The sequence below is a fragment of the Mycolicibacterium rutilum genome, from assembly GCF_900108565.1.
In the GTDB taxonomy this organism is placed as follows: domain Bacteria; phylum Actinomycetota; class Actinomycetes; order Mycobacteriales; family Mycobacteriaceae; genus Mycobacterium; species Mycobacterium rutilum.
In genome coordinates this window covers 3,042,692-3,069,633 of record NZ_LT629971.1, presented here as the reverse complement: position 1 = coordinate 3,069,633, position 26,942 = coordinate 3,042,692, and the positions used below count along the sequence as shown (strand labels likewise).

Annotated in this window: 24 protein-coding genes; 8 read left to right on the top strand and 16 right to left on the bottom strand. The window is 69.4% G+C overall.

What is annotated here, in order from left to right:
• Nucleotides 1-12 precede the first annotated feature (12 nt).
• The 5 genes from BLW81_RS15005 to BLW81_RS14985 are packed head-to-tail and all read right to left on the bottom strand — an operon-like array spanning nucleotide 13 to nucleotide 7,332.
• Nucleotides 13-1,887 carry an ArnT family glycosyltransferase gene (locus BLW81_RS15005; RefSeq protein ID WP_083407849.1) on the bottom strand — a complete coding sequence of 625 codons (1,875 nt, stop codon included), beginning with the start codon at nucleotides 1,885-1,887 and terminating at the stop codon, nucleotides 13-15.
• A 23-nt stretch (nucleotides 1,888-1,910) separates the two neighbouring features.
• Entirely contained in the window at nucleotides 1,911-3,164 is a 1,254-nt protein-coding gene (locus BLW81_RS15000) for a bifunctional glycosyltransferase family 2/GtrA family protein (protein ID WP_083407848.1), read from the bottom strand.
• Between the two features lie 55 nt (nucleotides 3,165-3,219).
• Nucleotides 3,220-5,079, bottom strand: a complete 1,860-nt coding sequence (locus tag BLW81_RS14995) for an ArnT family glycosyltransferase (protein WP_083407847.1) — start codon at nucleotides 5,077-5,079, stop codon at nucleotides 3,220-3,222.
• Nucleotides 5,076-6,650 (bottom strand): sensor histidine kinase, encoded by a 1,575-nt coding sequence (locus BLW81_RS14990; protein WP_083407846.1) that lies wholly within the window; start codon nucleotides 6,648-6,650, stop codon nucleotides 5,076-5,078. The genes BLW81_RS14995 and BLW81_RS14990 overlap by 4 nt, the downstream gene beginning before the upstream one ends.
• Complete coding sequence (locus BLW81_RS14985; protein WP_069414899.1) at nucleotides 6,628-7,332, bottom strand: response regulator transcription factor; 705 nt, start codon at nucleotides 7,330-7,332, stop codon at nucleotides 6,628-6,630. The genes BLW81_RS14990 and BLW81_RS14985 overlap by 23 nt, the downstream gene beginning before the upstream one ends.
• Before the next feature lie 185 nt (nucleotides 7,333-7,517).
• Between BLW81_RS14985 and BLW81_RS14980 the strand changes: the two genes are divergently transcribed.
• Nucleotides 7,518-7,982, top strand: a complete 465-nt coding sequence (locus tag BLW81_RS14980) for a hypothetical protein (protein ID WP_083407845.1) — start codon at nucleotides 7,518-7,520, stop codon at nucleotides 7,980-7,982.
• Nucleotides 7,983-7,985: 3 nt separating this feature from the next.
• Here BLW81_RS14980 and BLW81_RS14975 read toward each other — a convergent pair whose 3' ends face one another.
• The 3 genes from BLW81_RS14975 to BLW81_RS14965 all read right to left on the bottom strand — a co-directional run bounded on the left by BLW81_RS14975 (nucleotide 7,986) and on the right by BLW81_RS14965 (nucleotide 8,894).
• A complete protein-coding gene (locus BLW81_RS14975) occupies nucleotides 7,986-8,222 on the bottom strand; it encodes a hypothetical protein (RefSeq protein ID WP_083407844.1) in 237 nt (78 codons plus the stop codon).
• Nucleotides 8,223-8,236: 14 nt separating this feature from the next.
• Complete coding sequence (locus tag BLW81_RS14970; protein ID WP_235632009.1) at nucleotides 8,237-8,497, bottom strand: hypothetical protein; 261 nt, start codon at nucleotides 8,495-8,497, stop codon at nucleotides 8,237-8,239.
• 130 nt (nucleotides 8,498-8,627) lie between these two features.
• Nucleotides 8,628-8,894, bottom strand: coding sequence for a hypothetical protein (locus tag BLW81_RS14965; RefSeq protein ID WP_083410559.1), 267 nt, complete (start codon nucleotides 8,892-8,894; stop codon nucleotides 8,628-8,630).
• A gap of 222 nt (nucleotides 8,895-9,116) precedes the next feature.
• Here BLW81_RS14965 and BLW81_RS14960 point away from each other — a divergent pair, with 222 nt between their 5' ends.
• The 6 genes from BLW81_RS14960 (at nucleotide 9,117) to BLW81_RS14935 (ending at nucleotide 17,147) form a co-directional block, all read left to right on the top strand.
• Nucleotides 9,117-10,094, top strand: coding sequence for an oligopeptide ABC transporter permease OppB (locus BLW81_RS14960; protein WP_083407842.1), 978 nt, complete (start codon nucleotides 9,117-9,119; stop codon nucleotides 10,092-10,094).
• On the top strand, nucleotides 10,091-11,005 hold the full coding sequence (locus tag BLW81_RS14955; RefSeq protein WP_083407841.1) for an oligopeptide ABC transporter permease OppC: 915 nt from the start codon (nucleotides 10,091-10,093) through the stop codon (nucleotides 11,003-11,005). The genes BLW81_RS14960 and BLW81_RS14955 overlap by 4 nt, the downstream gene beginning before the upstream one ends.
• The gene (locus BLW81_RS14950; protein ID WP_083407840.1) at nucleotides 11,002-12,837 is read left to right on the top strand and encodes an oligopeptide ABC transporter ATP-binding protein OppD; all 1,836 of its coding nucleotides are present in this window, start codon (nucleotides 11,002-11,004) and stop codon (nucleotides 12,835-12,837) included. The genes BLW81_RS14955 and BLW81_RS14950 overlap by 4 nt, the downstream gene beginning before the upstream one ends.
• Nucleotides 12,838-12,847: 10 nt before the next feature.
• Nucleotides 12,848-14,518, top strand: a complete 1,671-nt coding sequence (locus BLW81_RS14945) for an oligopeptide ABC transporter substrate-binding protein OppA (protein ID WP_083407839.1) — start codon at nucleotides 12,848-12,850, stop codon at nucleotides 14,516-14,518.
• A 68-nt stretch (nucleotides 14,519-14,586) separates the two neighbouring features.
• Nucleotides 14,587-15,801: an acyl-CoA dehydrogenase family protein gene (locus BLW81_RS14940; protein ID WP_083407838.1), complete on the top strand. Its 1,215-nt coding sequence runs from the start codon at nucleotides 14,587-14,589 to the stop codon at nucleotides 15,799-15,801.
• Complete coding sequence (locus tag BLW81_RS14935) at nucleotides 15,798-17,147, top strand: LLM class flavin-dependent oxidoreductase (protein ID WP_083407837.1); 1,350 nt, start codon at nucleotides 15,798-15,800, stop codon at nucleotides 17,145-17,147. Before BLW81_RS14940 ends, BLW81_RS14935 begins: the two co-directional genes overlap by 4 nt.
• On the opposite strand, the gene BLW81_RS14930 is transcribed toward BLW81_RS14935, so the two are convergent.
• The 6 genes from BLW81_RS14930 to BLW81_RS14905 form a co-directional block, all read right to left on the bottom strand.
• Complete coding sequence (locus tag BLW81_RS14930; RefSeq protein ID WP_059167163.1) at nucleotides 17,144-18,229, bottom strand: IS630 family transposase; 1,086 nt, start codon at nucleotides 18,227-18,229, stop codon at nucleotides 17,144-17,146. The genes BLW81_RS14935 and BLW81_RS14930 overlap by 4 nt on opposite strands.
• Before the next feature lie 42 nt (nucleotides 18,230-18,271).
• Nucleotides 18,272-18,739, bottom strand: a complete 468-nt coding sequence (locus tag BLW81_RS14925; protein WP_083410558.1) for a DUF309 domain-containing protein — start codon at nucleotides 18,737-18,739, stop codon at nucleotides 18,272-18,274.
• A 16-nt stretch (nucleotides 18,740-18,755) separates the two neighbouring features.
• Nucleotides 18,756-20,294: a GMC family oxidoreductase gene (locus tag BLW81_RS14920; RefSeq protein WP_083407836.1), complete on the bottom strand. Its 1,539-nt coding sequence runs from the start codon at nucleotides 20,292-20,294 to the stop codon at nucleotides 18,756-18,758.
• A gap of 111 nt (nucleotides 20,295-20,405) precedes the next feature.
• Entirely contained in the window at nucleotides 20,406-21,287 is an 882-nt protein-coding gene (locus tag BLW81_RS14915) for a type IV toxin-antitoxin system AbiEi family antitoxin domain-containing protein (RefSeq protein ID WP_083407835.1), read from the bottom strand.
• Between the two features lie 145 nt (nucleotides 21,288-21,432).
• The gene (locus tag BLW81_RS14910) at nucleotides 21,433-24,054 is read right to left on the bottom strand and encodes an AAA family ATPase (protein ID WP_083407834.1); all 2,622 of its coding nucleotides are present in this window, start codon (nucleotides 24,052-24,054) and stop codon (nucleotides 21,433-21,435) included.
• Nucleotides 24,051-25,199 carry a metallophosphoesterase family protein gene (locus BLW81_RS14905; protein WP_083407833.1) on the bottom strand — a complete coding sequence of 383 codons (1,149 nt, stop codon included), beginning with the start codon at nucleotides 25,197-25,199 and terminating at the stop codon, nucleotides 24,051-24,053. The genes BLW81_RS14910 and BLW81_RS14905 overlap by 4 nt, the downstream gene beginning before the upstream one ends.
• 103 nt (nucleotides 25,200-25,302) lie before the next feature.
• Between BLW81_RS14905 and BLW81_RS14900 the strand changes: the two genes are divergently transcribed.
• The gene (locus tag BLW81_RS14900) at nucleotides 25,303-25,815 is read left to right on the top strand and encodes a SixA phosphatase family protein (protein ID WP_083407832.1); all 513 of its coding nucleotides are present in this window, start codon (nucleotides 25,303-25,305) and stop codon (nucleotides 25,813-25,815) included.
• Here the strand turns inward: BLW81_RS14900 and BLW81_RS14895 are convergent.
• Both BLW81_RS14895 and BLW81_RS14890 read right to left on the bottom strand, forming a co-directional pair.
• Nucleotides 25,812-26,375, bottom strand: coding sequence for a DUF3558 domain-containing protein (locus tag BLW81_RS14895; protein ID WP_083407831.1), 564 nt, complete (start codon nucleotides 26,373-26,375; stop codon nucleotides 25,812-25,814). The genes BLW81_RS14900 and BLW81_RS14895 overlap by 4 nt on opposite strands.
• Nucleotides 26,372-26,914, bottom strand: coding sequence for a DUF3558 domain-containing protein (locus tag BLW81_RS14890; RefSeq protein ID WP_173839724.1), 543 nt, complete (start codon nucleotides 26,912-26,914; stop codon nucleotides 26,372-26,374). The genes BLW81_RS14895 and BLW81_RS14890 overlap by 4 nt, the downstream gene beginning before the upstream one ends.
• Nucleotides 26,915-26,942: the final 28 nt, after the last annotated feature.

Sequence of the window (26,942 nt, the reverse complement as noted above, 5' to 3'; positions counted from 1 at the left end):
TTTCTCGAACGGTCACGCGCCGACCGGTGCGTCGAGGTCGTAGACCGTGGTTCCGCCGACGTCGATGGGGGCGAAGTTCTTCTGCACCCACGCCGCGATGTCGCCCGCGGTGCTCGATGCCCGGCCGGGTGGGCCGCCGTGGCCGCCGACGATGAAGTAGCGCACTTCGTGGTCGGCGACGTACTGCTGGAACTGCGCGAGCGTGGGTGAGTCGTCATGCCCGGAGAACCCGCCGATCGCCATCACCGAGGCGCCGGTCTTGAGTTCCAGGCTGCTCGCGCGCATCGACGCGATGGTCGCGGCGGCCCAGCGGTTGTCGGCTCCCTTGAGGAGGTTCTCCAGTGCCGGGTTCTCGGCGTCCGGGCCGAAGCCGCCGGGCGGCCGTTGCGCGCCGGGACCGCCGAAGCTGTCCGCTCCGCGGGGGCCGGCGACGGCCATCGGCCCGTTGTGACTGCCCGCCGCCGTCTCCACCGTGTAAGCGGCGGTCGCCAGGCCGCCGAACAGCATTGCCGCACAGGCGGATACCACCGCATACCGCCCGAGTCGGTGCACACCGGCCGCCAGGACGGACGCCACCACGATCGAGCCCACCAGCACGATCCAGCGCAGCGCCGGCCACCAGTCCGGCGTACGGGCCAGCAGGATGAACGCCCAGATCCCCGTCGTCGCCGACATCGCCGCCAGCGTCACACGCGGCGCGATGAACTGCCTGCCGCGCCATAGTTCCCGCACCGAGATGCCGACAAGCGCGGCGATCGCGGGCGCCAGCGCGACGGTGTAGTAGGGGTGGATGGTGCCGTCCATGAAGCTGAACACGGCGCCGGTCACCACCAGCCAGCCGCCCCACATCAGCAGCGAGGCTCGCACCGTCGCGGTCCGCGCGGTCCGGCGGGTGAACCACAATCCGGCCAGCAGCCCGATCAACGCGGCCGGCAACAGCCAGGAGGCCTGCGTGCCCATCGAGTGACCGAACATCCGGCCGATGCCGGGTTCGCCGCCGAAGAACAGTGGTCGCTCCCCGCCGGGACCGGGTCCCATGCCCCCATGACCGGCGATCCGCTCGATTCCGTTGTAGCCGAGCGCAAGCTGCAGCAGGCTGTTGTCGGTCGAGCCGCCGATGTAGGGCCGCGAGTCGGCCGGCCAGAGTTCGACCAGCGCGATGTACCACCCGGCCGACACCACCATCGCGGCCGCGCCGACCGCCAATGTGCCGATGCGCCGCCACATCCCGACCGGGGCGGCGACCAGGAACGCCAGCCCGAGACCGGGGACGACGAGAAACGCCTGCAGCATCTTGGTCAGAAACGCGAAACCCAGCGCGCAGCCCGCCAACGCCATCCAGCGGGTGCTCGCGGTCTCGGTCGCGCGGACCACGCAGTACGCGGCGGCCACCATCAGCAGTACCAGCAACGCGTCGGGGTTGTTGAACCGGAACATCAGCGCCGCAACGGGTGTGAGCGCCAGCGCGGCACCGGCGATCAGCCCCGCGCCCGGACCGCTGACCCGGCGCACCGCCGCGTACAGCAAGGCGACGGCTCCGACACCCATCAGCGCCTGCGGCAACAGCATGCTGAACGCGCTGAAGCCGAACACCCGCCCGGACAGCGCCATCGCCCACAGGGCGGCGGGTGGCTTGTCGACGGTGATCGCGTTGCCCGCGTCCAGGGATCCGAACAGCCACGCCTTCCAGTCCTGGGTGCCGGCCTGCGCGGCGGCCGCGTAATAGTCGTTGGCCCATCCGGAGGTGCCGAGGCCCCACAGGTAGAGCACCGCGGTGCCCAGCAGCAGCGCGGCCAGCGCCGGGCGCGCCCAGCGGGAGCTAGGCGGGCCGGATGGCGCCGCGGGTGCGTCGGTGACGTCGGGACGCACGTCGGCGGTGAGAGTCATCGAGGAGTTCCTTCTGTTGGAGGTCAGCGTGTCCGGCGCGGGTGAAAGACCCAGTCGCGCAACAACACGAACCGAGCGGCGGTGGCCACCAGATTGGCGAGCACCAACACGGTCAGCTCGACCAGGTGGTGCGGTTCGGCGACGAACACGTGCAGCAGCCCGAGCGCTCCGCTGGTGATCGCGAGCGCGACCCCGAACACGAGCAGACCTTCGACGTGATGTCGCGTCGCGTGCCGCAGCCCACCGATCCCGAACGTGAACCGCCGGTTGGCGGCGGTGTTGCCGATGGCGGTGACCAGCAGCGCGATCAGGTTGGCGAACTGGGCGCCGAGCCAACCCTGCAGCAGCATGAACAGCACGATGTAGGCGGCGGTGGAGAAGACGCCGACGGTGCCGAACCGCACGACCTGGCGGAACAGCGATCGCGGCGGCTCGCTCGCCGATCCGAGCTGAGCGGCGATGACCTGCACCGGAATCGAGCCGTCGGCGAACCCGCGCAGCAGCCGGGCGATGCCCTTGAGGTCGGCGACCGCGGTGGCGACGATGTCGACGCGGCTGTCGGGGTCGTCGACCCAGTCGACCGGGACCTCGTGGATGCGCAGCCCGCTGCGTTCGGCGAGCACCAGCAGTTCGGTGTCGAAGAACCAGCCGGTGTCGGCGACGTGCGGCAGCAGCAGCTGTGCGACGTCGGCGCGAATCGCCTTGAACCCGCACTGCGCATCCGAAAAGCCGGTCGCCAGAGCTGATTTGAGGATCAGGTTGTAGCAGCGCGAGATCACCTCGCGTTTGGTTCCGCGGACGACGCGCGCGCCGCGGCCCAATCGGGTGCCGATGGCGAGGTCGGAGTGCCCGCTGATCAGCGACGCCACCAGCGGCGCCAACGCGTTGAGGTCGGTGGACAGGTCGACGTCCATGTACGCCAGCACCTGCGCGTCGGACTGCGACCACACCGTGTGCAGCGCCCGACCGCGGCCCTTCTGGTCAAGGCGCACCACCCGCACGTCGCTGAGCGCGGCGGCCAGTTCGGCAGACACCCGCGGCGTGTCGTCGTCGCTGGCGTTGTCGGCGATCGTGATGCGCGCGGGGAACGGGAAGTTCTCCTGCAGATGGCGGTGCAGCCGGTGCACCGACGCGCCCAGGTCGGCCTGTTCGTTGTACACCGGGACCACCACGTCGAGCACCGGTACACCCGCCTCGCGGGCGGCCACCGCCGCGCTGGGCCGGGATTCGAAACGCATCCGCTCGCTGGTCTCCCGTTCGAGGACGATGTCTGTCATGCACCCATCGTCGACGGGCCGGTTGTGTCCCGCGTTGGCCGAACCTGTGTCTGAGCTATGAGTTCGTCGGCGGCGGTGTGAGGTCGTACACGGTGACGCCGTCGATGACCGTCGGCGTGTAGTGGCGCGCGACGTACTCGGCGATGTCGGCGGCCGCGCGGCTGCCGCTGGACTGCGCGCCCCAGCGGCCGGTCATCATGTGCGAACGGATGAAGTAGTGGATCCGGCGGTGCGCGACGAGCTCCTGGAACTCGGCGAGTGTGGGGGCCGGGTCGGTTCCGTTGAACCCGCCGACCGCCATCACCGGCGCGCCGGCGGCCAGTTGGTAGCCCGCGGCGTTGTTGGAGCCGACCACCGCCGCCGCCCAGGTGTAGCGGTCGGCGTCGCGGGCCAGCGCGGCGGTGAGCGCGGGGCCCGGTTCCGGCGAGTCGAGCAATCCGCCCGGGCCTGTGAAGCCGCTGTGGCGCGCCGGGCCCACCGACGGGATGGCGCCGCTGTGGGGTGCGGCCGCCGTCGCGACCGCATACGCGGTCGGTGCCGCCAGACACGCGGCGAGCGCGAGCACCGCGATTGAGCCGACGACGGGACGGGCCAGCCGGTGCACGACGAGCAGCAGCACCGCGGCCCCGACGCCGGCGACGGCCACGCCCCACCGCAGCCATGGCTGCCAGTCGGCGTTGCGCCCGAGCAGCACCGCCGCGAGCAGCACTGTGACCAACATCGTGGTGGCCATCGCGGTGCGGGCGGCGAGGGCGAAGCGGTTGCGCCACAACAGGTTCGCGCCGATGCCGACGCAGGCCGCCAACGCGGGCGCGAGCGCGACGGTGTAGTAGGAATGCAGGATCCCGTTGGCGTAACTGAACACCACCGCGGTCACGATCAGCCAGCCGCCCCACAGGATCAGAGCCGCCCGCGTCGGATCCGTCCGCGGCCGCCGCGCGGTGAGCACCAGACCCGCCGCCAGGCAGACCACCGCGGCGGGTAACAGCCACGCGATGTCGAGGCCCATGCCCGCGCCGAACAATCGGCCCCAGCCGACGTCGTGGTTGAGGTTGCCCAGCCCGCCGGGCTCGTCACCGGTGAGGCGTCCGAAGCCGTTGTAGGCCAACGTCAGCTCGAGGATGCTGTTGTGCTGAGAACCTCCGATGTAGGGCCGCGACGACGCCGGCCACAGTTCGACGAGCAGCAGATACCAGCCGCCCGAGACGACGACGGCCGCGGCGGCGCCCAGCAGGTCGAGCACCCGCCGGCCCCACGGCGGGTGGCCGGCCATCCCGTAGGCGGCGACGAATCCGGGCAGCACCAGGAACGCCTGCATCATCTTGGCCAGGAAACCGAAGCCGACCGCGACGCCCGCACCGATCAGCCACCACCGGCTCGCGTCCTCTTCGCAGGCCCGTTGCACGCAGTACGCCGCGGCGACCAGCAACAGGACCAGCAGCGCGTCCGGGTTGTTGAAGCGAAAGATCAACGCTGCCACCGGAGTCAGCGCCAGGACGGCTCCGGCCAGCAGAGCGGCGCCCGGGCCGGCCGCCCGCCGGACCGCCGCATACAGCAGCGCCACCGCCGCGACGCCCTCGAGCGCCTGCGGCACCAGCACGCTCCACGGGTTGAGCCCGAACAGCCGCACCGAGGCGTCCATCACCCACAGCGCCGCCGGGGTCTTGTCGACGGTGATCGCGTTGGCCGCGTCGCTGGACCCGAACAGCATCGCCGTCCAGTCACTCGCCCCGGCTTGCACCGCGGCCGAGTAGAACGCGTTGGCCCATCCGCTCGCCGAGAGATTCCACACGTACAGCACGGCGGTCGCCGCGAGCAGGACCACCAATCCCGCTCGCGAGCAGACGCGAACTGTCCACTTTTCGCGGGTTTTCGGGTCAGTTTGCGTCTGCTCGCCGGAGATGGTGACGGTCATCGCGGCAACGTCACCACGAAGCGGGTGTCGCCGGGAACGCTGTGCACCTCGATGGTCCCGGCGTGCGCCCGCACCACGGCCGCGACGATCGCCAGGCCCAGACCGGTGCTGCCGCCGCGGCGGGACCGCGACGAGTCACCGCGGGCGAACCTCTCGAAGATCTCGGGCTGCAGCCAGGCCGGGATGCCGGGTCCGTCGTCGGCGACCGTCAGCACCACCGCGCCATCGGCGCCGACGGTCAACGATGTCGTCACCGAGGTGCCGGGCGGGGTGTGCGTGCGCGCGTTGGCGAGCAGGTTGCCGAGCACCTGGTGCAGCCGCGCCTCGTCACCGATCACGACGACCGGCTCCTCGGGAAGATCCAGCGACCACTTGTGCTCCGGACCCGCGATGTGGGCGTCGCTGACGGTGTCGACGATCAACCGCGACAGATCGACCGGCTCGCGCTCGAGCGGCCGCCCGGTGTCGAGGCGGGCCAACAGCAACATGTCCTCCACCAGCTGCGTCATCCGTTCGGTCTCGGACTCGACCCGGCTCATCGCGTGCGCGACGTCCTCGGGCACGTCGTCGCGTTTGCGTTGCGCGAGTTCGGTATAGCCGCGGATCGCGGCCAGCGGCGTGCGCAGCTCATGGCTGGCGTCGGCGACGAACTGGCGCACCCGCGTCTCGCTGGCGTGCCGGGCCGACAGCGCCGACGCGATCCGGTCGAGCATGCGGTTCAGCGCCGAACCCAGCTGCCCCACCTCGGTGTGCGCGCCGGCGGGGTCCACCTTGACGATCGGGGTGGGTAGCCGCACCTCGCCGCGGTCCAACTCCAGATCGGCCACCTGGCGTGCGGCGTCGGAAACCCGTGACAGCGGGGCGAGTTGACGACGAATGATGAACAGCCCGGCCGTCGTCGCGGCGATCAGCACCGTCGCGCCCACGATGCAGAAGATGACCGCGACGGTGAGCAGCGTGTCGTCGACGTCGGAGGTGGGCAGCCCGGTCACGATCACGTCACCCGGGGACCGCCGCGCGGGCAGAGCGATCACCCGGTAGTCGCCGAGCCCGTCGAGCTCCACGGTGACCGGCGTGTCGGTCGGTTCGATGCGGGCCAGCTGTTCGGCTGCGGCCGTGTCGATTTCGCTGCGGGTGCCATCGGCGGTGATCACACCGGCGTCCACCGTCCTGCCGCGCGAGACCACCGCGCCGACCGTGCGGGCGGCCTGCCCGGGCGCGTTGAGGAACGCCGGCCCCGGCCCGAGGTCGTCGCGGATGATCACGCGCCGCGGCGGCCGGTGCTCGAAACCGGGCGGCAGCATCCGCTCGAAGCCGGGCGGCGCATCGAAATCCGGCGGCAGCGGCGGCGGCCCGAACTCGAACAGGCCCGCCGAGCGTTTGACCGTCTCGGCCAACCGGTCGTCGAGCTGGTTCATCAAAAAGTGTTGCAGCGCAAGCTCGGTACCGACGCCGACGGCCGCGCACACCAGTGCCAACAGCACGATCTGCGACGCCAGCAGCCGTGCCCGCAGCGACCACGTCCGGGGCGAGCGGATCCGCGGGCCGTCAGCGCGCGGGTTTGAGGACATATCCGGCGCCGCGCAACGTGTGGATCATCGGCTCGCGGCCGCTGTCAATCTTCTTGCGCAGATACGACACGTACAGCTCGACGATGTTGGAACGGCCGCCGAAGTCGTAACTCCACACCCGGTCGAGGATCTGCGCCTTGCTCAGCACCCGCTTGGAGTTGCGCATCATGAACCGCAGCAACTCGAACTCGGTGGCGGTCAACGTGATCAGGTCTCCCCCACGGGTCACCTCGTGGCTGTCCTCGTCGAGCACCAGATCACCGACGACGATCTTGGTGCCGCCCGATTCGCTGGCCACCCCGGTCCGCCGCAACAGCGCCCGCAGGCGCAGCACCACCTCTTCGATGCTGAACGGTTTGGTGACGTAGTCGTCGCCGCCTGCGGTCAACCCGGCGATCCGGTCCTCCACCGAGTCCTTGGCCGTCAGCAGCAGCAGGGGCAGTCCGGGGATCTGTTCGCGCAGCCGGCGCAGCACATCGAGCCCGCTCATGTCGGGCAGCATCACGTCGAGCACGACGACGTCGGGCGGCGTCTCCCTGGCCGACGCGATCGCGCTCGCCCCGTCGCCCGCGGTGGCGATCTCCCAGCCCTCGTACCGCAGCGCCATCGACACCAATTCGGCGAGCACGGGTTCGTCGTCGACGACGAGCACGTGGATCGGCTTGCCGTCGGCGCGGCGCATCACCACACGCGCGGAGTCCTGCTCGCTCACGCCGGGAGATTGGGAGGGAGCCACGACTCCATTATTCGCGGCGTGATGGGCCGAGCCTGTGCGCTTTCTATGCGCGGGCTGTGAATGCGTCGCGCACATCGAGCGCTGACCCGTCTCACAGCCCGCACACATCGACGCGGTCCACAGTGGACCCCATGACAGCGACCTGGGGAGCACCTGATCCAGACAAGCCCCGCTGGGGATGGCGCGAAACCGTCGTCGCCGTCGGTGTCGCGGCGGTGATCGCCGGTGTCGGCGGCGCCGCGATCCACGCCGCCACCGACAGCGGCGCGGCGTTGCACCAGGGTGGGCCCGGTTTCGGCGGCCCGCCCGGCGCGTTCGGCGGCGGCCCACCGGCTGCGATGTCCGCCCCGGGGTTGCACGGCGAGTTCGTCACCGGCGACGCGGCGACCGGCTTCGTCACCGCACTGAGTCAGACGGGGACGGTCACCGCGGCCTCACCGACGTCGATCACGATCCGCAGCGCCGACGGCTTCACCCAGACCTACACGCTGCCCGCGGACCACGCACCGGTCGCGGTCAACGACGAGGTGCAGGTCCGCGGCACCCGCACCGGCGACACGGCGCAGGCCAGCAGCGTCAGTATCGAACGGCGCTGACGCTTACGGCGTGGGCGCCGGTTCGGCGGTCACCTCGGGGGTGGCCACCGGCGTCTCGACCTCCGTCTGCGCGGTGGTCGACGTGGTGGTCTCGGGCAGCGTCATCGTCGGTTCCTCGTCCTGGCTGACGATCTGCGTCGACGCCGGCTGCGGAGCCTCGGCGAGGACCACGCCCAACGCGCCCATCGCGATCACAGCGCCGACACCGACCCCACCGGCGATCATTTTCATGTTTGTCATCGTCTCTGCCCCGTTCAGCCGACTTCGGCGGTCGTGATGGTCGAGGGCGGCGTGGTGATCGGCGGCGTAGCGGCCGTCGTCTCCGGCGCCTCGGGTGCTGCCGTCTCGGTGACGGTCTCGCCGGTGGTGATCTCCGACGTTGTCACCGGGCCGGGCGGCACCGGCTCCTCTTCCTCCTGCGCGGCGGTCGTCGAGGCGACCGAGAATGCGCCCATGGCCAGCAGCGCGCTGGCGCCGACAGACGCCGACAACAGTTTCATTCGGCTCGAATTCACCGTGACCACTCCATTCGGTCTCAGGTGGCCGGCACCGAGCGGAGGCGCCGACCATCGAACAGCGCTTCTGGGGTCTTCGTCGACCCGTACCGCTGCTGGGTAACCGAACGGGCGGCAGCTGAAACGGTGGTTACTTGGCGGACTCTTCCTCCGACGGCAGCGGCGCCGGGCCCTTGATGGTCGGGACCGCGACCCCGACCGCGGGCACATTCGACGGCGTGGTCTGGGTGCTGGTCGCGCCGATGGTCATGTCCGACTTTGCGACCGATGCGCCGTCGGAGCCCTCTCCGACCGCCGCGCCCAGCGCCGCGAGGATGATCAGGCCCGAGCCGCCGATCACCGCCGCGGCGGTCCTGACCGGCTTTCTCGGGGTGGGTTCTGCCCTGTGACGTGCCATGTCCTCGTACTCCAATCGTGGTTGCCCAGTCGCCCCCTCGGCGCGGCCACCGGTGGAATCCGTTGATCACTCCACGAAACGCCCGGAGTCTGGCAACGCGCTGAACGGCCGCTGCGAGTTCGCCAGGGCCGGGCCCGGCGCCGCGTCGGGCGGCCGCTTCCCGGCCGTCCGCCCCGACATCTCCTAACCTGTGCGCATGCAGCCGAGCCGTGGACCCATCGCATGACGCGGTTCCTGGCGCGTCGGCTGGCGAACTACCTGGTGTTGCTGGCGCTGGCGTCGTTCCTGGTGTTCCTGCTCGCGTCGTGGCAGTTCAATCCGTTGGAGACGCTGGAGAGCCGCAACCCACGCCCGCCGCAGGCCGTCATCGACGCCAAGCGCGTCGAACTCGGGCTCGACCAGCCGGTGCTGCAGCAGTACGCGCACTGGGCGGCCGGCGCGGTCCGCGGGGATTTCGGCGTCACGATCGGCGGGCAGCCGGTCAGCGAGGAGTTGTGGCGTCGGGTCGGGGTGAGCCTGCGGCTGCTGGTCATCGGCTCGGTGGTGGGCACCGTGATCGGCGTGGTCGCCGGGGCGTGGGGCGCGATCCGGCAGTACCGGCTCAGCGACCGGGTGGTCACCGTGCTGTCGCTGCTGGTGATCAGCACGCCGACGTTCGTGCTGGCCAACTTGTTCATCCTGGCCGCGCTCGGGGTGAACAACGTGGTGGGGGTGCGGCTGTTCGAGTACACCGGTGAGACGTCGCCCGACGCGATCGGCGGCGCGTGGAACCAGTTCGTCGACCGGGTCCAGCATCTGGTGTTGCCGTCGATGACGCTGGCGCTGGGCTCGATCGCGATCTACAGCCGCTATCAGCGCAACGCGATGCTCGACGTGCTCGGGCAGGACTTCATCCGCACCGCGCGGGCCAAGGGACTCACGCGACGCCAGGCGCTGTTCAAGCACGGACTGCGCACGGCGCTGATCCCGATGGCGACGCTGTTCGCCTACAGCGTCGCCGGGCTGGTCACCGGCGCGGTGTTCACCGAGAAGATCTTCGGCTGGCACGGCGTCGGGGAATGGATCATCACCGGCATCGGTAGCCAGGACATCAACATCGTCGCCGCGATCACGGTGCTGTCGGCGGTGATGATCCTGTTGGCCGGGCTGCTGTCCGACGTGGTCTATGCCGCCCTGGACCCGAGAGTGCGGATGTCATGACCGAATCCCAGTCGGCCACCAGCGCCCAGTCCGGCGTCCGCACCGCGGGTTTCGCATCGCGGCGCACGCTGGTGTTCCGCCGCTTCGTGCGCAACAAACCCGCGGTGGTGTCGCTGGCGCTGCTGCTGGTGATGTTCGTGGGGTGCTACGCCCTGCCCGGGTTGCTGCCGTACAGCTACAGCGATCTGGACTTCTACGCGCTGCAGCAGCCGCCGAGCCCGCAGCACTGGTTCGGCACCAACGCGCTGGGCCAGGACCTGCTCGCCCAAACCCTGCGGGGCATGCAGAAATCGTTGCTGATCGGGGTGTGCGTCGCGTTCATCTCCACGATCATCGCCGCGACGGTCGGCACGATCGCCGGTTACTTCACCGACTGGCGCGACCCGGTGTTGATGTGGCTGGTCGACCTGATGCTGGTGGTGCCGAGCTTCCTGCTGATCTCGATCGTGGTGCAGCGCACCAAGGGTGACATCATCTGGATGATCGTGCTGCTGTCGATCTTCAGCTGGATGGTCAGCTCCCGCATCGTGCGCGGGATGACGATGAGCCTGCGGGACCGCGAATTCGTCGCCGCCGCACGGTATATGGGGGTGCGCGACGCGCGCATCATCGTCCGCCACATCCTGCCCAACGTCGCGTCGATCATCATCATCGACACCGCGCTCAACGTCGGCGTCGCGGTGCTGGCCGAAACCGGGCTGAGCTTCCTGGGTTTCGGCATCCAGCCGCCCGACGTGTCGCTGGGCACGTTGATCGCCGACGGCACCAAGTCGGCGACGACGTTTCCGTGGTTGTTCCTGTTCCCGGCGGGCGTGCTGGTGCTGATCATCCTGTGCGCCAACCTCGTCGGTGACGGTCTGCGCGACGCGCTGGACCCCAGTGCGCGGCGGCTCCGGAGGCGGTCGCGATGAGCCTGCTCGAGGTGCGCGACCTGACCGTCGCGTTCCCGACCGACGCCGCCCCGGTCAACGCGGTGCGCGGCATGAACTTCACCGTCGACAAGGGCGAGGTCGTCGCGTTGGTCGGCGAGTCGGGGGCGGGCAAGTCCGCCAGCGCGATGGCCGTCGTCGGGCTGCTGCCCGAGTACGCCGACGTGTCCGGGTCCATCCGCCTGCACGGCGACGAACTGGTCGGGCTGTCCGATCAGCGGATGTCGGCGATCCGCGGCAAGGCGATCGGCACCGTCTTCCAGGACCCGATGTCGGCGCTGACGCCGGTCTACACCGTCGGCGACCAGATCGCCGAGGCGATCGAGATCCATCAGCGCGGGGTCGGCAAGCAGGCGGCCCGCACACGCGCCGTCGAACTACTCGAACTGGTCGGCATCGCGCAGCCCGAGCGCCGCGCCAAGTCCTTCCCGCATGAGCTGTCCGGCGGAGAACGCCAGCGGGTGGTGATCGCCATCGCGATCGCCAACGACCCCGACCTGCTGATCTGCGACGAGCCGACCACCGCGCTCGACGTCACCGTGCAAGCGCAGATCCTCGAAGTGCTCAAGACCGCCCGCGACGTGACGGGCGCGGGCGTGCTGATCATCACCCACGACCTCGGCGTCGTCGCCGAGTTCGCTGACCGCGCGCTGGTGATGTACGCCGGCCGCGCCGTGGAGGTCGCGCCGGTGCCGACCCTCTACGCCGACCGGCGGATGCCCTACACCGTCGGCCTGCTCGGCTCGGTCCCGCGGCTCGACGCGGCGCAGGGCGCGCGGCTGGTGCCGATCCCCGGGGCGCCGCCGTCGATGGCCGCGCTGCCGCCCGGGTGCCCGTTCGCGCCGCGCTGCCCACTGGCCATCGACGACTGCCGGGCCGCCGAACCCGACCTGCTCGAGATGGGGCCGAACCACCGCGCCGCCTGCATCCGCACCGAACACGTCGCCGGCCGCAGCGCCGCCGACATCTACGGGGTGTCCACCGCGCCGCCCGACGCGCCGGCCGACGACGATGCGCCCGCCGTGCTGAAGGTCCGCGACCTGGTGAAGACCTACCAGCTGACCAAGGGTGTGGTGTTCCGACGCCGGGTCGGAGAGGTGCGCGCCGTCGACGGCGTCAGCTTCGACCTGCCCCGCGGCCGCACGCTGGGCATCGTCGGCGAATCCGGTTCCGGCAAGTCGACGACGCTGCATCAGATCCTCGGTCTGACCGCACCGCAGTCCGGCTCGATCGAGGTGCTCGGCAAGGACGTGGCCGCGCTGGACCGGCGTGGGCGGCGCGCCCTGCGCGGCGATCTGCAGGTGGTGTTCCAGGACCCGGTGGCCTCGCTCGACCCGCGGCTGCCGGTGTTCGAAGTGCTTGCAGAGCCGTTGCAGGCCAACGGTTTCGAGAAAAGCCGCATCGACGACCGGGTCGCCGAGCTGCTCGGCATCGTCGGGTTGGGTCGCGGGGACGCCGCCCGCTACCCCGCCGAATTCTCCGGCGGCCAGAAGCAGCGGATCGGGATCGCCCGCGCGTTGGCGCTGCAACCGAAGATCCTGGCGCTCGACGAACCGGTGTCGGCGCTGGACGTGTCGATCCAGGCGGGCATCATCAACCTGCTGCTCGATCTGCAGCAGCGCTTCGACCTGTCCTATCTGTTCGTCTCGCACGACCTGTCGGTGGTCCGCCACCTCGCGCACCGCGTCGTCGTGATGCACAAGGGCAAAGTCGTCGAACACGGCGACGCGGACCAGGTGTTCGGCGACCCGCGCGACGACTACACCCGGCGGTTGCTCGCCGCGGTCCCGCAACCCGAGGTGCGGCGCAGCTAAAGTCCGAGTCATGAAGATCCGACGCCTGGCCGCGGCGACCATGATCGCCGCGCTGACCCTGACCGCCTGCTCCGGCGGCTCCGAGGAAGCGCCGTCCGCCGGCGGGACCGCAGAGGTCGGCACCACCAACGACATCAACCCGCAGGACGTCGGGAACCTGAAGAAGGGCGGCAACCTGCGTCTGGCGCTCAACGAACTGCCGCCGAACTTCAACTCGCTGCACATCGACGGCAACACCGGCGACAACAACTCGCTGATGAAGCCGACGATGCCGCGCGCGTTCCGCATCGCCGCCGACGGGTCGGCGACCGTCAACACCGACTACTTCACCAGCGTCGAACTGACCGGCACCAACCCGCAGGTGGTCACCTACACGATCAACCCCAAGGCGGTGTGGAGCGACGGCACACCGATCACCTGGGAGGACCTGCAGTCGCAGATCAACGCGACCAGCGGCAAGGACAAGAACTTCGCGATCGCCGCCACCAACGGCAGCGACCGCGTCGCCAAGGTGGAGCGCGGTGTCGACGACCGCCAGGCCGTCATCACGTTCGCCAAGCCGTGGGCCGACTGGCGCGGCATGTTCGCCGGCAGCACCATGCTGTTGCCCAAGGCCTCGACGGCGACGCCCGAAGCGTTCAACCGGGCGCAGCTGAACGCTCCCGGCCCGTCGGCCGGACCGTTCATCGTCTCCAACATCGACCGCGGTGCGAAGCGAATCACGTTGACCCGCAACCCGAAATGGTGGGGTGAGCAGCCGCTGCTGGACAGCATCACCTACCTCGTCCTCGACGACGCCGCGCGCATCCCGGCGCTGCAGAACAACACCATCGACGCCACCGGACTGGCCACGCTCGACGAGATGCAGATCGCCCGTCGCACCGACGGCGTGACCGTCCGGCGTGCACCCGGGCTGGCGTGGTACCACTTCACGTTCAACGGCGCGCCCGGCTCCATCCTGGCCGACCCGGCGCTGCGGCGCGCGGTCGCCAAGGGCATCGACCGCAAGACCATCGCCGACGTCACCCAGCGCGGCCTCGCCGACAACCCGGCACCGCTGAACAACCACATCTACGTCGCCGGCCAGGAGGGCTACCAGGACAACAGCGGCGCGGTCGCGTTCGACCCCGAGAAGGCCAAACAGGAACTCGACGCGCTCGGTTGGCGGCTCAACGGGCAGTTCCGCGAGAAGGACGGCCGCCAATTGGTGATCCGCGACGTGTTGTTCGACTCGCTCGGCACCCGGCAGTACGGCCAGATCGCGCAGAACAACCTCGCCCAGATCGGCGTCAAACTGGAACTGGACATCCGCCCCGCGGCGGGTTTCTTCACCGACTATGTGACGGTGGGCAACTTCGACATCGCCCAATTCGCCTGGAGCGGCGACGCTTTCCCGCTGTCGAGCCTGACGCAGATCTACCGCACCGGCGCCGAGAGCAACTTCGGCAAGATCAGCAGCCCCGAGATCGACGCGAAGATCGAGCAGACCGTCAGCGAACTGGATCCGGCCAAGGCCCGCGCGTCGGCCAACGAGTTGGACAAGCTGCTGTTCGACGAGGTGTTCAGCCTGCCGTTGACCCAGTCGACCGGAAACGTGGCGGTGCGAAGCGCGCTGGCGAACTTCGGCGCGTTCGGCCTGGCCGATGCGGACTACACGAAGATCGGGTTCATGAACTCCTGAGTCCGGCGTTAGGTTCGGCGTGAGTCAAAGCAGTGCCTCCCGGCACCGGCGTCGCTACAACTGGTGCCATGACAACCGTCGACCACCCGACACGAGTCCTGCCCGGATCACCGGAATGGACCGCACTGCTCGCCCGGATCGCTGCCGGGGCCAGCGAACGAGACCTCAACGACGAGAACCCCTTTGACGAGGTCGCGGCGCTGAAGCGAGCCGGCTTCGGCACGCTGCGGCTCCCCGAGGCCGACGGCGGGGCCGGCTTCACGGTGCCGCAGCTGTTCGCAAGCGTCATCGATGTCGCGCACGCCGACCCCATCGTCGCGCACATCTTCCGCACACACTTCTGGTTCGTCGAGGAGCGGCTGCGGCTGTCCGCGGACCCGCGGTCACAGCAGTGGCTGGACAAGGTCGCCGCGGGCAAGATCTTCGGTAATGCGTTCAGCGAGAAGGGTTCGCTGGCGGTGGGCAGCCTGGTGTTCAACACGCGGCTGCTGCCCGACGCAGCCGATGGGTACCGGCTCAACGGCGAAAAGTACTACAGCACGGGCACACTGTTCTCCGACTACCTCACCGTGACGGCCACCACCGACCACGACTCGGTCGCCACCGTCATCGTGCCCGCCGACCGCGAGGGCGTGCAGCTGATCGACGACTGGGACGGCTTCGGCCAGCGGCGCACCGGCACCGGCACCACGGTGTTCACCGATGTGGCGGTGGCGCCCGACGAGGTGCTCAGCGATTCCCCGTACGACGCCGCACCCGAGCCGACCGTGCAGTACGCGTCGCTGCAGTTGTTCATCCACGCGGTGGTGGCCGGCATTCTGCAGTCGGTCGTCGACGACGGGATCGCGCTGCTGCGGTCGCGGTCGCGGAGTTTCAGCCACGCGGTGACCGAGCGGCCGAGCGACGACCCGCTGTACCAGAAGCTGCTCGGCGACCTGGCCAGCACGGCCTATGTCGCGCGGGCCGCGGTGCTCGACGCCGCCGAAGCCATCGGCGCCGCAACGGCTTCCGAGGTCGACGGCGTACCGGATGCCGACCTGGCCACCGAGGCGCAACTCAAGGCCGCCAAGGTCAAGGTGCACCTCGACAACGTCGCGCCCGAGGCGGCCACCAGGCTGCTGGAGCTCGGCGGGGCCAGCGCCGCCAGCCGCAAACTCAACCTCGACCGGCACTGGCGCAACATCCGCACGATCACCCTGCACAACCCCGTCGTCTACAAGGCGAAGGTGATCGGCGAACACCTGCTGCACGGCACACCGGTCCCGTCGAACGCCTACTTCTGACCCCCACCCACGGCGGTTTCCAGATCGCCTCGCAGGTCACCCACTCGCATGCCGCCTGGCGCCATCCCGGCAGCGACACCGGGTTCACCACGCCGGACTACTACCACCGGATCGGCCGGATCCTCGAGCGCGGCAAGTTCGACTTCGTGTTCTTCGCCGACCTGCTCGCGGCGCCGATCCGCTTCGGCGACGACATCACCGAGCCGCTGCGCCGCGGCACCCAGGCCACCGCGACGCTGGACCCGTCGATCGTCGCGGCCAGCATCGGCGCGGTGACGTCCAAACTCGGGGTGGCGATCACCAAGTCCGCCACCTTCTTTCACCCGTACGAGTTGGCGCGGATCTTCGCCAGCCTGGATCACATCACCCGCGGGCGGGTGGCGTGGAACATCGTCACCTCGCTGACCCAGAGCGAGGCGCAGAACTTCGGGCACGACGACCACTTCGACCACGAGTTCCGCTACGAGCGGGCCGACGAGTTCGTCCGCACCACGCTCGAACTGTGGTCCAGCTGGGACCCGGACGCGTTGGTGCTGGACAAGCAGGGCGGCGTGTTCGCCGATCCGACACGGATCCGCGCCGTCGACCACGACGGGCAGTTCTTCAAGACGCGCGGGCCGCTCAACGTCCCGCACTCGCCGCAGGGCAGGCCGGTGCTGATCCAGGCCGGCTCGTCGAACACCGGCCGCGACTTCGCGGCCAAGTGGGCCGAGGCGATCTTCGAGATCGATCCCACTCCCGAAGGCCGGCGCGCGTACTACGACGACATCAAGTCGCGCGCATCGGATTTCGGTCGCGATCCGGACAAGGTGCTGATCTTCCCGGCGTTCATCCCGTTCATCGGCGAAACGGAGTCGATCGCCCGCGAGAAGCAGGCGTTCCACAACGAGCTCGCCGACCCGATCTCGGGACTGATCACGCTGTCAGTGCACACCGACCACGACTTCTCCCGCTACGACCTGGATGCGCCGGTCGAGGACGTCCAGGTCACCGGCACGCAGGGGTTGTTCGACACCGCGCGGCGGGTGGCCAACCGCGACAACCTCACGCTGCGCGACATCGGCAAGTGGTACGCGCAAGGGGTGCTGCTGCCGCAGTTCGTCGGCACCGCGGAGCAGGTCGCCGATCAGATCGAGGCATCGTTCACCGCCGGTGAGGCCGACGGTTTCATGGTGTCGGCGGCCCAAAGTCCGGGCACGTTCAACGATTTCGTGGATTCGGTGGTGCCGGAGCTGCAGCGGCGCGGGTTGTTCCGCACCGAGTACACCGGCGACACGTTGCGGGACCACCTCGGGCTGGGCGATGCGACGTTCGCGCCGCCGCAGCGGCTGCAGTCGGTCAGCTAGTGTCCTGAGTCATTAATTCTGGTGCAGTAGTTGCCGATGCTGGTGAGGATTTGATCGGCGGTTTTGGTCCAGACGTAGGGGCGTGGGTTGTCGTTCCAGGTGTCGATCCATGCGCGGATGTCGGTGTTGAGCTGGCGCACTGATGTGTGAGTGCCGCGACGTAGTTTCTTGGTGGTCAACTCGGCGAACCAGCGCTCGACCAAGTTCAGCCAAGATGAACTGGTGGGCGTGAAGTGCAAGACGAATCTGGGATGGTTTGTCAGCCAGCGCTTTACCGCGGGTGTCTTGTGCGTTGAGACGTTGTCGAGTACGACATGGCAGTCCAGATCGTCAGGTACCTCGGCGTCGATTTTCTTCAGGAATGCCAGGAACTCGCGGGCGCGGTGACGCGCGTGTAGTGAGCCGATGACCTTGCCGGTGGCCAGATCAAGAGCGGCGTACAGGGTCGATGTGCCGTGGCGCACGTAGTCGTGGCTGGCCCGCGCCGGCGTCCCCGGCAGCATGGGAAACACGGGTTGAGTCCGGTTCAGGGCCTGGATCTGGGTCTTCTCGTCGACGCACAGCACGACGGCTCGTTCGGGAGGATCGAGGTAGAGTCCGACCACGTCGCGCACCTTGTCCACGAACTGAGGATCCTTGGACAACTTCCACGAATCCTGTTTGTGCGGAGTCAATCCGAACGCCCGCCACACTCGCGACACCATCGACTGACTCAATCCCAGGTGCTCGGCCATCGATCGCGTCGACCAGTGGGTGGCATTAGGTGGAGTGGTCTCCAGCGTCGTGGTGATCAGGTCCTTGATCCGCTCGTCGCCAACTACTCGTGGCCGTCCCGGGCGCGGTTCGTCGAGCAGACCGTCGAGACGATCGACGGCAAACCGGTTACGCCACCGCCGCACCGTGGTGATCGCAAGTCCGAGTCGTTGCGATAGCTCGGTATTGGAACCGCCATCAGCTGCGGCCAACACAATTCGTGAGCGCATCGCCAAGTCCCCGGCGCTGCGGCGTCGCCGCGCCCAACCCTCCAACTCTACTCGCTCAGCATCGGTCAACACGATCTCGGCGGCATGGGGAGTCGGCATAACCCAGTCTAACAACTCGACCGGAATTAATGACTCAGGACACTAGCCGGTCAGCCGGGGTTTGAGCCGCTCCGGCGTGACGTCGCGGCCGGCCGCCAGATCGTCGATCAGCGCCGCGGAGTATCTGAGCAGTCCCGCGATGTCGACGCGGTGCTGTGCGGGGGCCTCGGCGAGGCGGGTCGACGCGCGGCGCAACAACCCGATCGCACCGGCGGTGTTGCCGCGCTGCACGTGGGTGACGCCGACGGCCAGCTGAGCGAGGCCCTGCCACAGGGCGCGTTCGTCCGGCGGGCCGTTCTTCCACGCGGCCTCGAGCACCTCGTGCGCGTGAAAGGCCATCCCCTTGTCGAGGAGGTCCTGCGCGTAGACCAGGGATTCGGCAGGCGGCAGGTCGAGATCGTCGGGGATCCGGGCGACGCCCGCGCTGCCGCGGGGCAGCGGCCGGCCCAGTTCGTCGCGTGGGCGGGTGTTGCGGGGGCGCCCGGTCTCGTCACGATCCCGATCGGCCATGGTGTTCATCTTGCACTTACCTGCCGAGCAGCAGGTCTGCGGCCTTCTCGCCGATCAGCACGCTCGGCGCGTGGGTGTGGCCGCGGATGATCGTCGGCATCACCGACGCGTCCGCGACCCGCAGACCGTCGACGCCGCGGACCCGCAGTTCCGGGTCGACGACGCTGGCGTCGTCGCGGCCCATCCGGCAGGTGCCGACGGGGTGATAGAGGGTGTGCGAGAAGGTGGCGAGCGCGCGCTCGAGGGTCTGGTCGTCGAGGGTGGTGGCGTCGAGGGGGCGCGCGATCCGGCCGATGACGCCCTCGAGCGCCGGTGCCTTGGCGATCGTCGCGCACATCCGCAGGCCGGCCATCACCGCGGCGCGGTCGGCGCCGCCGGGGTCGGTGAGGTAGCGCGGGTCGATGATCGGCTTGTCGTGCGGATCGGCCGAACGCAGTTCGATGGTGCCGGTGCTGTACGGCTTGAGCAGGATCGCGCCGAGCACGACGGCGTGGTTGTCGTAGGGATCGCCGATGCCTTCCTCGAAGAACGGCGCGGGCGCGAACAGCAGCTCGAGGTCGGGCAGCTCGAGGTCGGGGCGGCTGCGCACGAAACCGTAGGCCTCCCCCACGTTGGAGGTGAGCATGCCGCGACGCCGCACCAGATAGTTCAGCAGCTGCAGCGGCTTCTCGGCGGCGAACAGCGAGTCGTTCGGCACGTCGAAGCCGAGCGCGGCGATGAAGTGGTCGGCGAGGTTGGCGCCGACCTGCGGCGCATGCACCAGCGTGGGGATGCCGTGCTCGGCCAGCCGGTCGCCGTCGCCGATACCCGAGAGCATGAGCAGCTGCGGGCTGTTGATCGCCCCGCCACACAGCACCACCTCGCGCCGAGCGGTGATGATGCGACGGGTGCCGCCCTGCTCCACCTCGACGCCGACGGCGCGGCGGCCGTCGAAGACGATCCTGGTCGCGAGCGCCTCGGTCTCGAGCGTCACGTTGCGGCGTTTGAGCGCGGGTTTGAGGTAGGCGTCGGCCGCACTCCACCGGGCGCCGCGCCGTTGCGTGACGAGGGTTTCGCAGAATCCCTCGGGCGCAGCCTGATTCGGTTTCTCGATGCGGTATCCGCACTGTTCGGCGGCGGCCAGCCACTTGGCGGTCGAGCTGCGCGGGCTGCGTTGGGCGGTGATCGACAGCGGCCCGGCCTCGATGCGACGCAGATACGGCTCGAGGTGCGCGTAGTTCCACTGCTCGCCTGCGGCTGCACCCCAGTCGTCGTAGTCGGCGGCGAAGCCACGGACCCACATCATCGCGTTCATCGACGACGAGCCGCCGACCATTTTCCCTCGTGGCCAGTAGATTTCGCGGCCGTCGAGCTCTTTCTGCGGTTCGGTCAGGTAGTCCCAGTCCATCGGGCTGCGGAACAGCTTGGCGAACCCGGCGGGAATGCGGACGAACTGGCTCTTGTCGCGCGGACCCGCTTCGAGCGCGACGACCCGGACTGCCGGATCGGCGCCCAGCCGGCCCGCGACCACCGAACCCGCCGAACCGGTCCCTACGACGATGTAGTCGGCTTCCATTGGCCGGAGTCTAGGTTTCCTGTCCGCGAGCAGACGCGAAACGCCCCGAAAAAGCCGGGAAATAGGTCAATTTGCGACTGCTCGCAGGACCGAAGTGGCCCCCTTGCGGGACTAACTTGCCAGCTCGGCTCGGTGAAGGTGAGAGAAGATCCGGGCCACGAGATCAGAGGGGCGACGGCGTACGTCATCCACGACGATGGGCACCACGGTGTATTCGCATTCCTGCAACCGAGCGAACTTCTTACGATCGTGCCGCAGCGCTTCGGGACTGGCGTGCCATTCCATGCTCTCGTATTCCGCGACGACCATCGCGTCGGGCCAGGCGAAATCGACGCGCCACAGATCGCCGCATCGGTCAACGATCTCGTATTGAACCTCGGGCCGTGGCAGGCCACCGTCGATGAACACCAACCGGGCCTCGCTTTCCATCGGCGACTCCGAACGACCATCGACGTATGCCAACAAGTCCCGCACCCGCACGATGCCGCGACGGCCTTTCTGCTCGCGGATCGCAGCGTCCAGCTCACCGACCGTGCAGGCTCCACAATGAAGGGCGGCGTCCAGCGTGGCCAGAGCACGGGGGCGCCATAACTCCCGAGCTATCTCCACCGCGGTCCATGCTGGTGCGGTGACCAGGCGATCGTTGACCTTGCGCAAGGGTGCGCCCGTCCGCTGATGCACCATCAGACGCGACGACGGTCGCATGCGGACACCCGGATCGAGGACGTGGATCCGGTCGTCCGCCTCGGTATCGAAGCCGTACATCTGGGCCGCGGTGGCCATGCACGCCACGATCGACTTGCCGGTCATCAGGTCGAGTCCCGCCAGTTGGCCGCTCAGACCCGGGACAGCTGACGCGTAGACGTTGTGCCACACCCGGACGAGCGCACCCTTGCGCACATATGCGTCCAGCTTGTTGCGCGACATCGTCGACAACAGTTGTTCGCGGGTGGCCAGACCGCGGTGCAGAGCGAGGACTTCATCGATGGACATGCCGTCGAGGCTGTTCGACGCGCCAGTTTTCGCCCAGGGCAGTGGGCGGATCTGTGGATCAATCCGAGGTTGGGGATGGCCGAGCAGTCGCGAATTGACCCGAAAAGCACAAAAATTGGGTCACTTTGCGACTGCTCGCCGAAGATCAGCCGACCAGCTCGATGTGGTGCGCGTCGTCCACGGCCGCGTAGCGCTGCGGGCTGCACGTCAACACGATCACCTGTCCGTCGCCGCCGACCGCGTTGAACACCGACCCCATCTTGACCAGCCGATCGGGGTCGGTGAACCCGAGCGCGTCGTCGATGACCACCGGCACGCTGTCCTCCTTGGCCACCAGCGCAGCGCTGGCCAGCCGCGCGACGATGCCGAGTTGCTCCTTGGCGCCGCCCGACAGCGACTCGTAGGGCACCGTGCGCCCCGCGAGCGTGCGGCTGCAGATCCGCAGCGAGCTGTCCACCTCGACCTCGAAGCTCTCACCGAAGACCAATCGGCCCAACCGCTGCACCTCACCGCGGAACGGTTCGACGTAGCGCATCCGGGTGGCGTCGCGGTGCCGGGTGAGCACCGACCGCAACAGCTCAGCCGCCCGGGCCCTGCGCTGCACGCGCCCGTACTCGGCGAGCGCGTGCTCGCGCTCGGTCTCGGCCTCGTCGAGCCTGCCCTTGCGCCCCTCGGTGCCATACACCGTCAGCTGGGTGCCCACGTCGCGCAGCGCCTCGGCCTTCTCGCGGTGTCGAACCGCCAGCGCGTCCGCCCGGCGTTGGGCCTCCCCCAGCGCCGCGGCGACCGCGTCGGGCGCGGTGCGGGCCAGTTCCTCGCTCAGCGCGGTGACCACTGCACTCGCGCGGGCCGCCTCGTCGGCGTGTGCCTGCGCCTTCACCGTCAGCTCGTCATCGCTGACCGCCGCCCGCTGCGCCTCGAGCCGCTCGCGTGCCTGTGTCAGTTCGGTCGTTGCGCCCGCACGCTTTTCGCGCAGCACCGTCACCTGGGTCTGCCGCTCGGTCAGCCGCCTGCCGGCGGCCTCGGCGACCTTGCGGTGCGTCTCGCAGTCGGCGATCGCCTGCTTCTGGGCGGCCGTCGCGGCTTGCAGATCCGCGCGCGCGGTGTCGGCGTCGGCGCCGAACAACTCGGCCGCCAGCGGCTGCGCCTCCGTCAGTTCCGCCAGCCGCGCGCGGAGCCGGTCGGCGGACTCGTCGCCCGTCAGCGCCTCGCTGGTCGCCCGCAGCCGGTCCCGCTGCGCCACCAGCTCGCGGCGCCGCTGGTCGAGTTCCCGGGCCGCGACCACGTCGGCGACGCCGCACCGGCGAAGCTCCGACGCCAGTGCCTCCTGCGCCGCATCCAGCTTGGCCTGCATGTCGGACGCCGGCGTCCCGGGCACCAGCCGCGCCGTCAGCAGCTGCGGGAGCTCGATATCGGTTGCGGCGCTGACGTTCTTGGACCACGTCTGACCCGCCGCCAGCGTGACGGTCTCGTCACCGACCCGGACCTCGACATCGGCGGTCGCGATCAGCTCGAGCCGAGCCGCGGCGAATTCCACCTGCCCCTGCGCGACATCGACCGCGGCACTCGTCGTCTCGATGGCCCGCATGCCGTCGGCGGTCAGCGTGATCGTCGCGAGCTCACCGTCGGCTCGGGCCAGATCCCGGTCGGTCGCGTCGATCTTCGCCAGCCGCGCCGCGATCCGGTCGGCCTCGTCGCGGTCGGCCAACTGCTGAACCGTGTGGCGGGCCGCCTCGACACGGGTCTGGCTGTCCTCGAGCACTTTTCGCGCCTGCTCGGCTGCGGCTTCGGCGGCCTCGGCCACCTCGGCGGCGGTGGCGTGCTCCTCAGCGGCGGCGGCGGCCGCGGCGTCGAGTTCCTCGATGGCCGCAGCCCGGGTCTCGATGTCGGCGCGCAACCGGCGGCGCTCCTCGACGGCGGCACGCGACGTGTCCTGGTTGGCCTGCGCGGCCACCGCCACCAGTTCGGCTTCCTTGAGCTGGCGACGCACGGCGGCCACCGCTTCCGCTGCCGCCGAAGCGGTTTCGAGCGCGGCGGCGGCCGCTTCGCGCTGCGCGGCCACCTCGGCCAGTTCCTCGGTCAGCGCGGCGTGCCTGCGCACCGCCTCGTCGACCTGCGCGACCGCGGCTGCCGCCTCGGCAACCGCTTCCTCGGCGGCCCGCAACCGGGTGTTCGCGGCGGCCCATTCGCCCGTCGCCCTGCCGGTACGGGTGAAGTACCGCAGGTACTCCTCCTCGACGCGGTCGATGATCAGCGGTTCGGCGCCCGACAGCGTGACGGCCTCACCGGCGGCCACGTCGAGTGCCCGCGAGAGGGCGTCGCAACCGGACAGGTCGACCACCGCGGTCGGCGACGACTGCAGCACCCGCTGCGCCTGCCACAGGCAGGTGTCGACGGTCTCGTCGAGCATCGTCAGGACCCGCTCGTGCGCCTCGTCGCCGGTCAGCTGCTCACGGTGCGGCGCCAGCACCGTCAGCTCCGTCTCGCAGCGCTTGTGGAACCGCTTGCGGTACACGAATCGGTATGGGCCCGTAGAGATCTCGGCGGTCACCTCGGCACCCACGTCGGCGTGCGTCGGCTTGACCTCCTTGACCTCCTTCTTCGACGACCGGTCCTTGGCCTGCAGCAGCAGGTCGAGCGCCTCGATCATCGAGGACTTGCCGATCTCGTTGGCACCGCTGACCACCACGACGCCGTGGTCGGGGAATTCGATCTCGCGATGCGTGATGCCGCGGTAGTTGGTCAGCACCATCCGGTGCAGCTTCATGCGACACCCCGATCCGCCAGCCGCAACAACAACGCCAGCGCCGCGCGGGCGTCGTCGGCCTCGGCGCCGTCGGTGCGCGCGGTGGCGACCAACTCGTCGACGGCGGTCGCGGCGAACCCGCCGATGCCGAGGTCGTCGAACTCGCCGTCGGCCGGCAGCACCGCGATGTCGGTCTGCTTCTCGTCCACCCGCAGCGCCGCGAACAGCCGCGCATACCGGTCCAGGCAGACATCCAGCGCGGCCTTGTCGGTGACCGTCAGCGATCCGGTCAGCACGAGACGCACGACCGTGCGTTCCTTGTCCGGCATCAGGTCGAGATTGAGGTCGAGGTCGGCGATGTCGCGGCTGTCGTCGACCGGGCGGCGCAGCGTCACGAACCGCCAGCGGCCCACGGACTTCGGCTCGACGCGGACCGGGTGCGCCGGGTCCGCCTCGTCGACGTCGACGATCAGCACGTGACCGGGGTCGGTCTCGATGTCGTCGTAGTTGGTGACTTCCGGCGAGCCGGAATACCACACCCGTCCAGTCCCGCCGACCTGCATGCGGGAGTGCTTGTCGCCCAAGGCCACATAGTGCACGACGCCGCGGGCGATCGCGGCCTCCAGCGCCGCGAGCCGGATCAGCGACGGCCGGTCCTTGTCGGGTACGTGAATGTCCACCGCGCCGTGGCCGACCACGACGCGGGTGGTGCCGTCGGCAGGCAGGTCGGCGAGCACACCGGCGACCGGGTCCGACGACGGCGCCTTCGACGTCCACGGCGCCGCGACCAGTTCGATCCCGGGGCGCACCGCGTACACGCCGGGACGGTCGAGCACCGTCACGTTGTCGGGGCGCTCCGCGGTGAACAGCGCGCTGGTGTACACCGACGACGCGTCGAGCGGATCATGGTTGCCCGGCAGCAGATACACCGGAACCCCGATGCCGCGCATGGCCTCCAGTGACTGGCTGATTTCGCGCGGCGCGAGTTGGTTGTGCTCGAAGACGTCGCCGGCGACGACGACGAACTCGGCGCCCGCCTCGGCTGCGACCTCGCCGAGCTTGGCCACCGCGTCCCGGCGCGCGGCCGAATATCGTGGCTGCGCCTCACCATTGAGGAAGTAGCGGGTCATGCCGAGTTGCCAGTCGGCGGTGTGCACGAATCGCATCTCAGCGGTCCCCTTCCCCTTGTTCGTTTGCCGGGCATGGCGAGTGTAGGGCGGGGCTCCGACAAGTCCCGGGAGGCGCACGGCATGGCCTACCGTTACTGGGGTGAGCGAGCGCACGCTGCTGCTGTTGCGGCACGCCAAATCGGACTACCCGACCGGCGTCGCCGACCACGACCGTCCGCTGGCGCCGCGCGGGGTGCGCGAGGCGGGGTTGGCCGGCGACTGGCTGCGCGCACACATCCCGCAGATCGACGCGGTGCTGTGCTCGACGGCGACCCGCACCCGCGAGACGCTCGCCCGCACCCGCGTCGCCGCGCCCGTCGCGTACCTCGACCGCCTCTACGACGCCGCGCCTGGCACGGTGATCGACGAGATCAACGGCGCGCAGCGGCACTTCGACGGCGACGTCCGGACGCTACTGGTGATCGGCCACGAGCCGGCGATGTCGGCGGTGGCGCTCGGTCTGGCCACCGCGGAGCACAGCAACAGCGTTGCCGCCGAAGACATCTCGATGAAGTTTCCGACGTCGGCGATCGCGGTGCTGCGCGCCGACACGCCGTGGGAGAGTTGGGCACTCGACGGTGCCGCGCTGGTCGCCTTCCACGTGGCGCGCTAGGCGCGCGTCGCCAGCGTCAACTCCATCAGCTTGAGCGCCATCTTGCAGGCGTCGATCCCGGGCGCCTGCGGATTGACCCACCACCCGACGACACCGGCCGCGTCGCTGGCCACCCCGCACGCGCCGTTGGGGTCGTTGGGCTTCATCACGATCGACTCGATGCCGGCCACCGAGCGGTTCTCGATCTGGTACTTGAGTTTCTCGGCGGTCTCGCGCTCGTTGTCGAGGCTGCCCTGCTCGAACCAGAACCGGGTGATGTCGACCAGGCCCGACGGGTTGGCGGCCTGCCAGCGGCACACCGCACCGACGAACGTGCTCTGGATGTCGAGCGGATCGGCGCCCACGGTCTCGGCGAGGATGTCCTCGGTGAGCACCTCGCACTCTTTGAGCAGGTTCGGATACTGCCGCTGCGAGTCCTCGTTGCGCGGTCCGGGGCCACCGGAACCGGACTTCGCCGCGGTGCCCTCGACCGTCTGCGTGCAACCGGTGAGCAGCGCGAGCGCCGCCATCGCGGCGACGATGCCCGCGCTGAGGCGGCGGGTGAGCGGGCGGCGGGTCATTCGGAGTTCACAATCGATTGACGGGTCAGTTCCTTGGCGACCTCACAGGCATCCGGGAACGGCTTCTGCGCATAGCTGACCGACCACTCGATGAAGTCGTCGTCGAACTGGATGCCGATCTCGCACAAATTGGTGCCCAGCGTCGGATCGTCGCCGACGGCGATGAACCCGCTGTGTCCCTCGATGGTGATGTCCTCGACGCTGGTGCGCGACAGTTCCTCGGTCTTGCGCTCGCGCCCGATGGGGCTGCCGCGGAACCAGGTGAAGGAGAAGTGCGGGCCCAGGATGCTGCCGCCGGCCAGCCACTGGCAGCCCACCGACGTCTTGGCGGTGTTCACCAGCCCGGGCACCTCGGTCTGCTTGATGACCTCCTGGTCGCTGATCCCACCACACTCCGGGAAGAACGGGCCGTGCGCGATGTTCTCCGACGGCGCGGGCGTGTCTTCGGGTACCTGCGGGCCGCTCGGCGCGGATTCCGAGCATGCCGCCAGCGGGATGACCGCCGCGGCCGCGAGGGCCAGGCAGCGGATCGCGCGCATCCTGTGGGTCACGCCATGCACTGTAGCG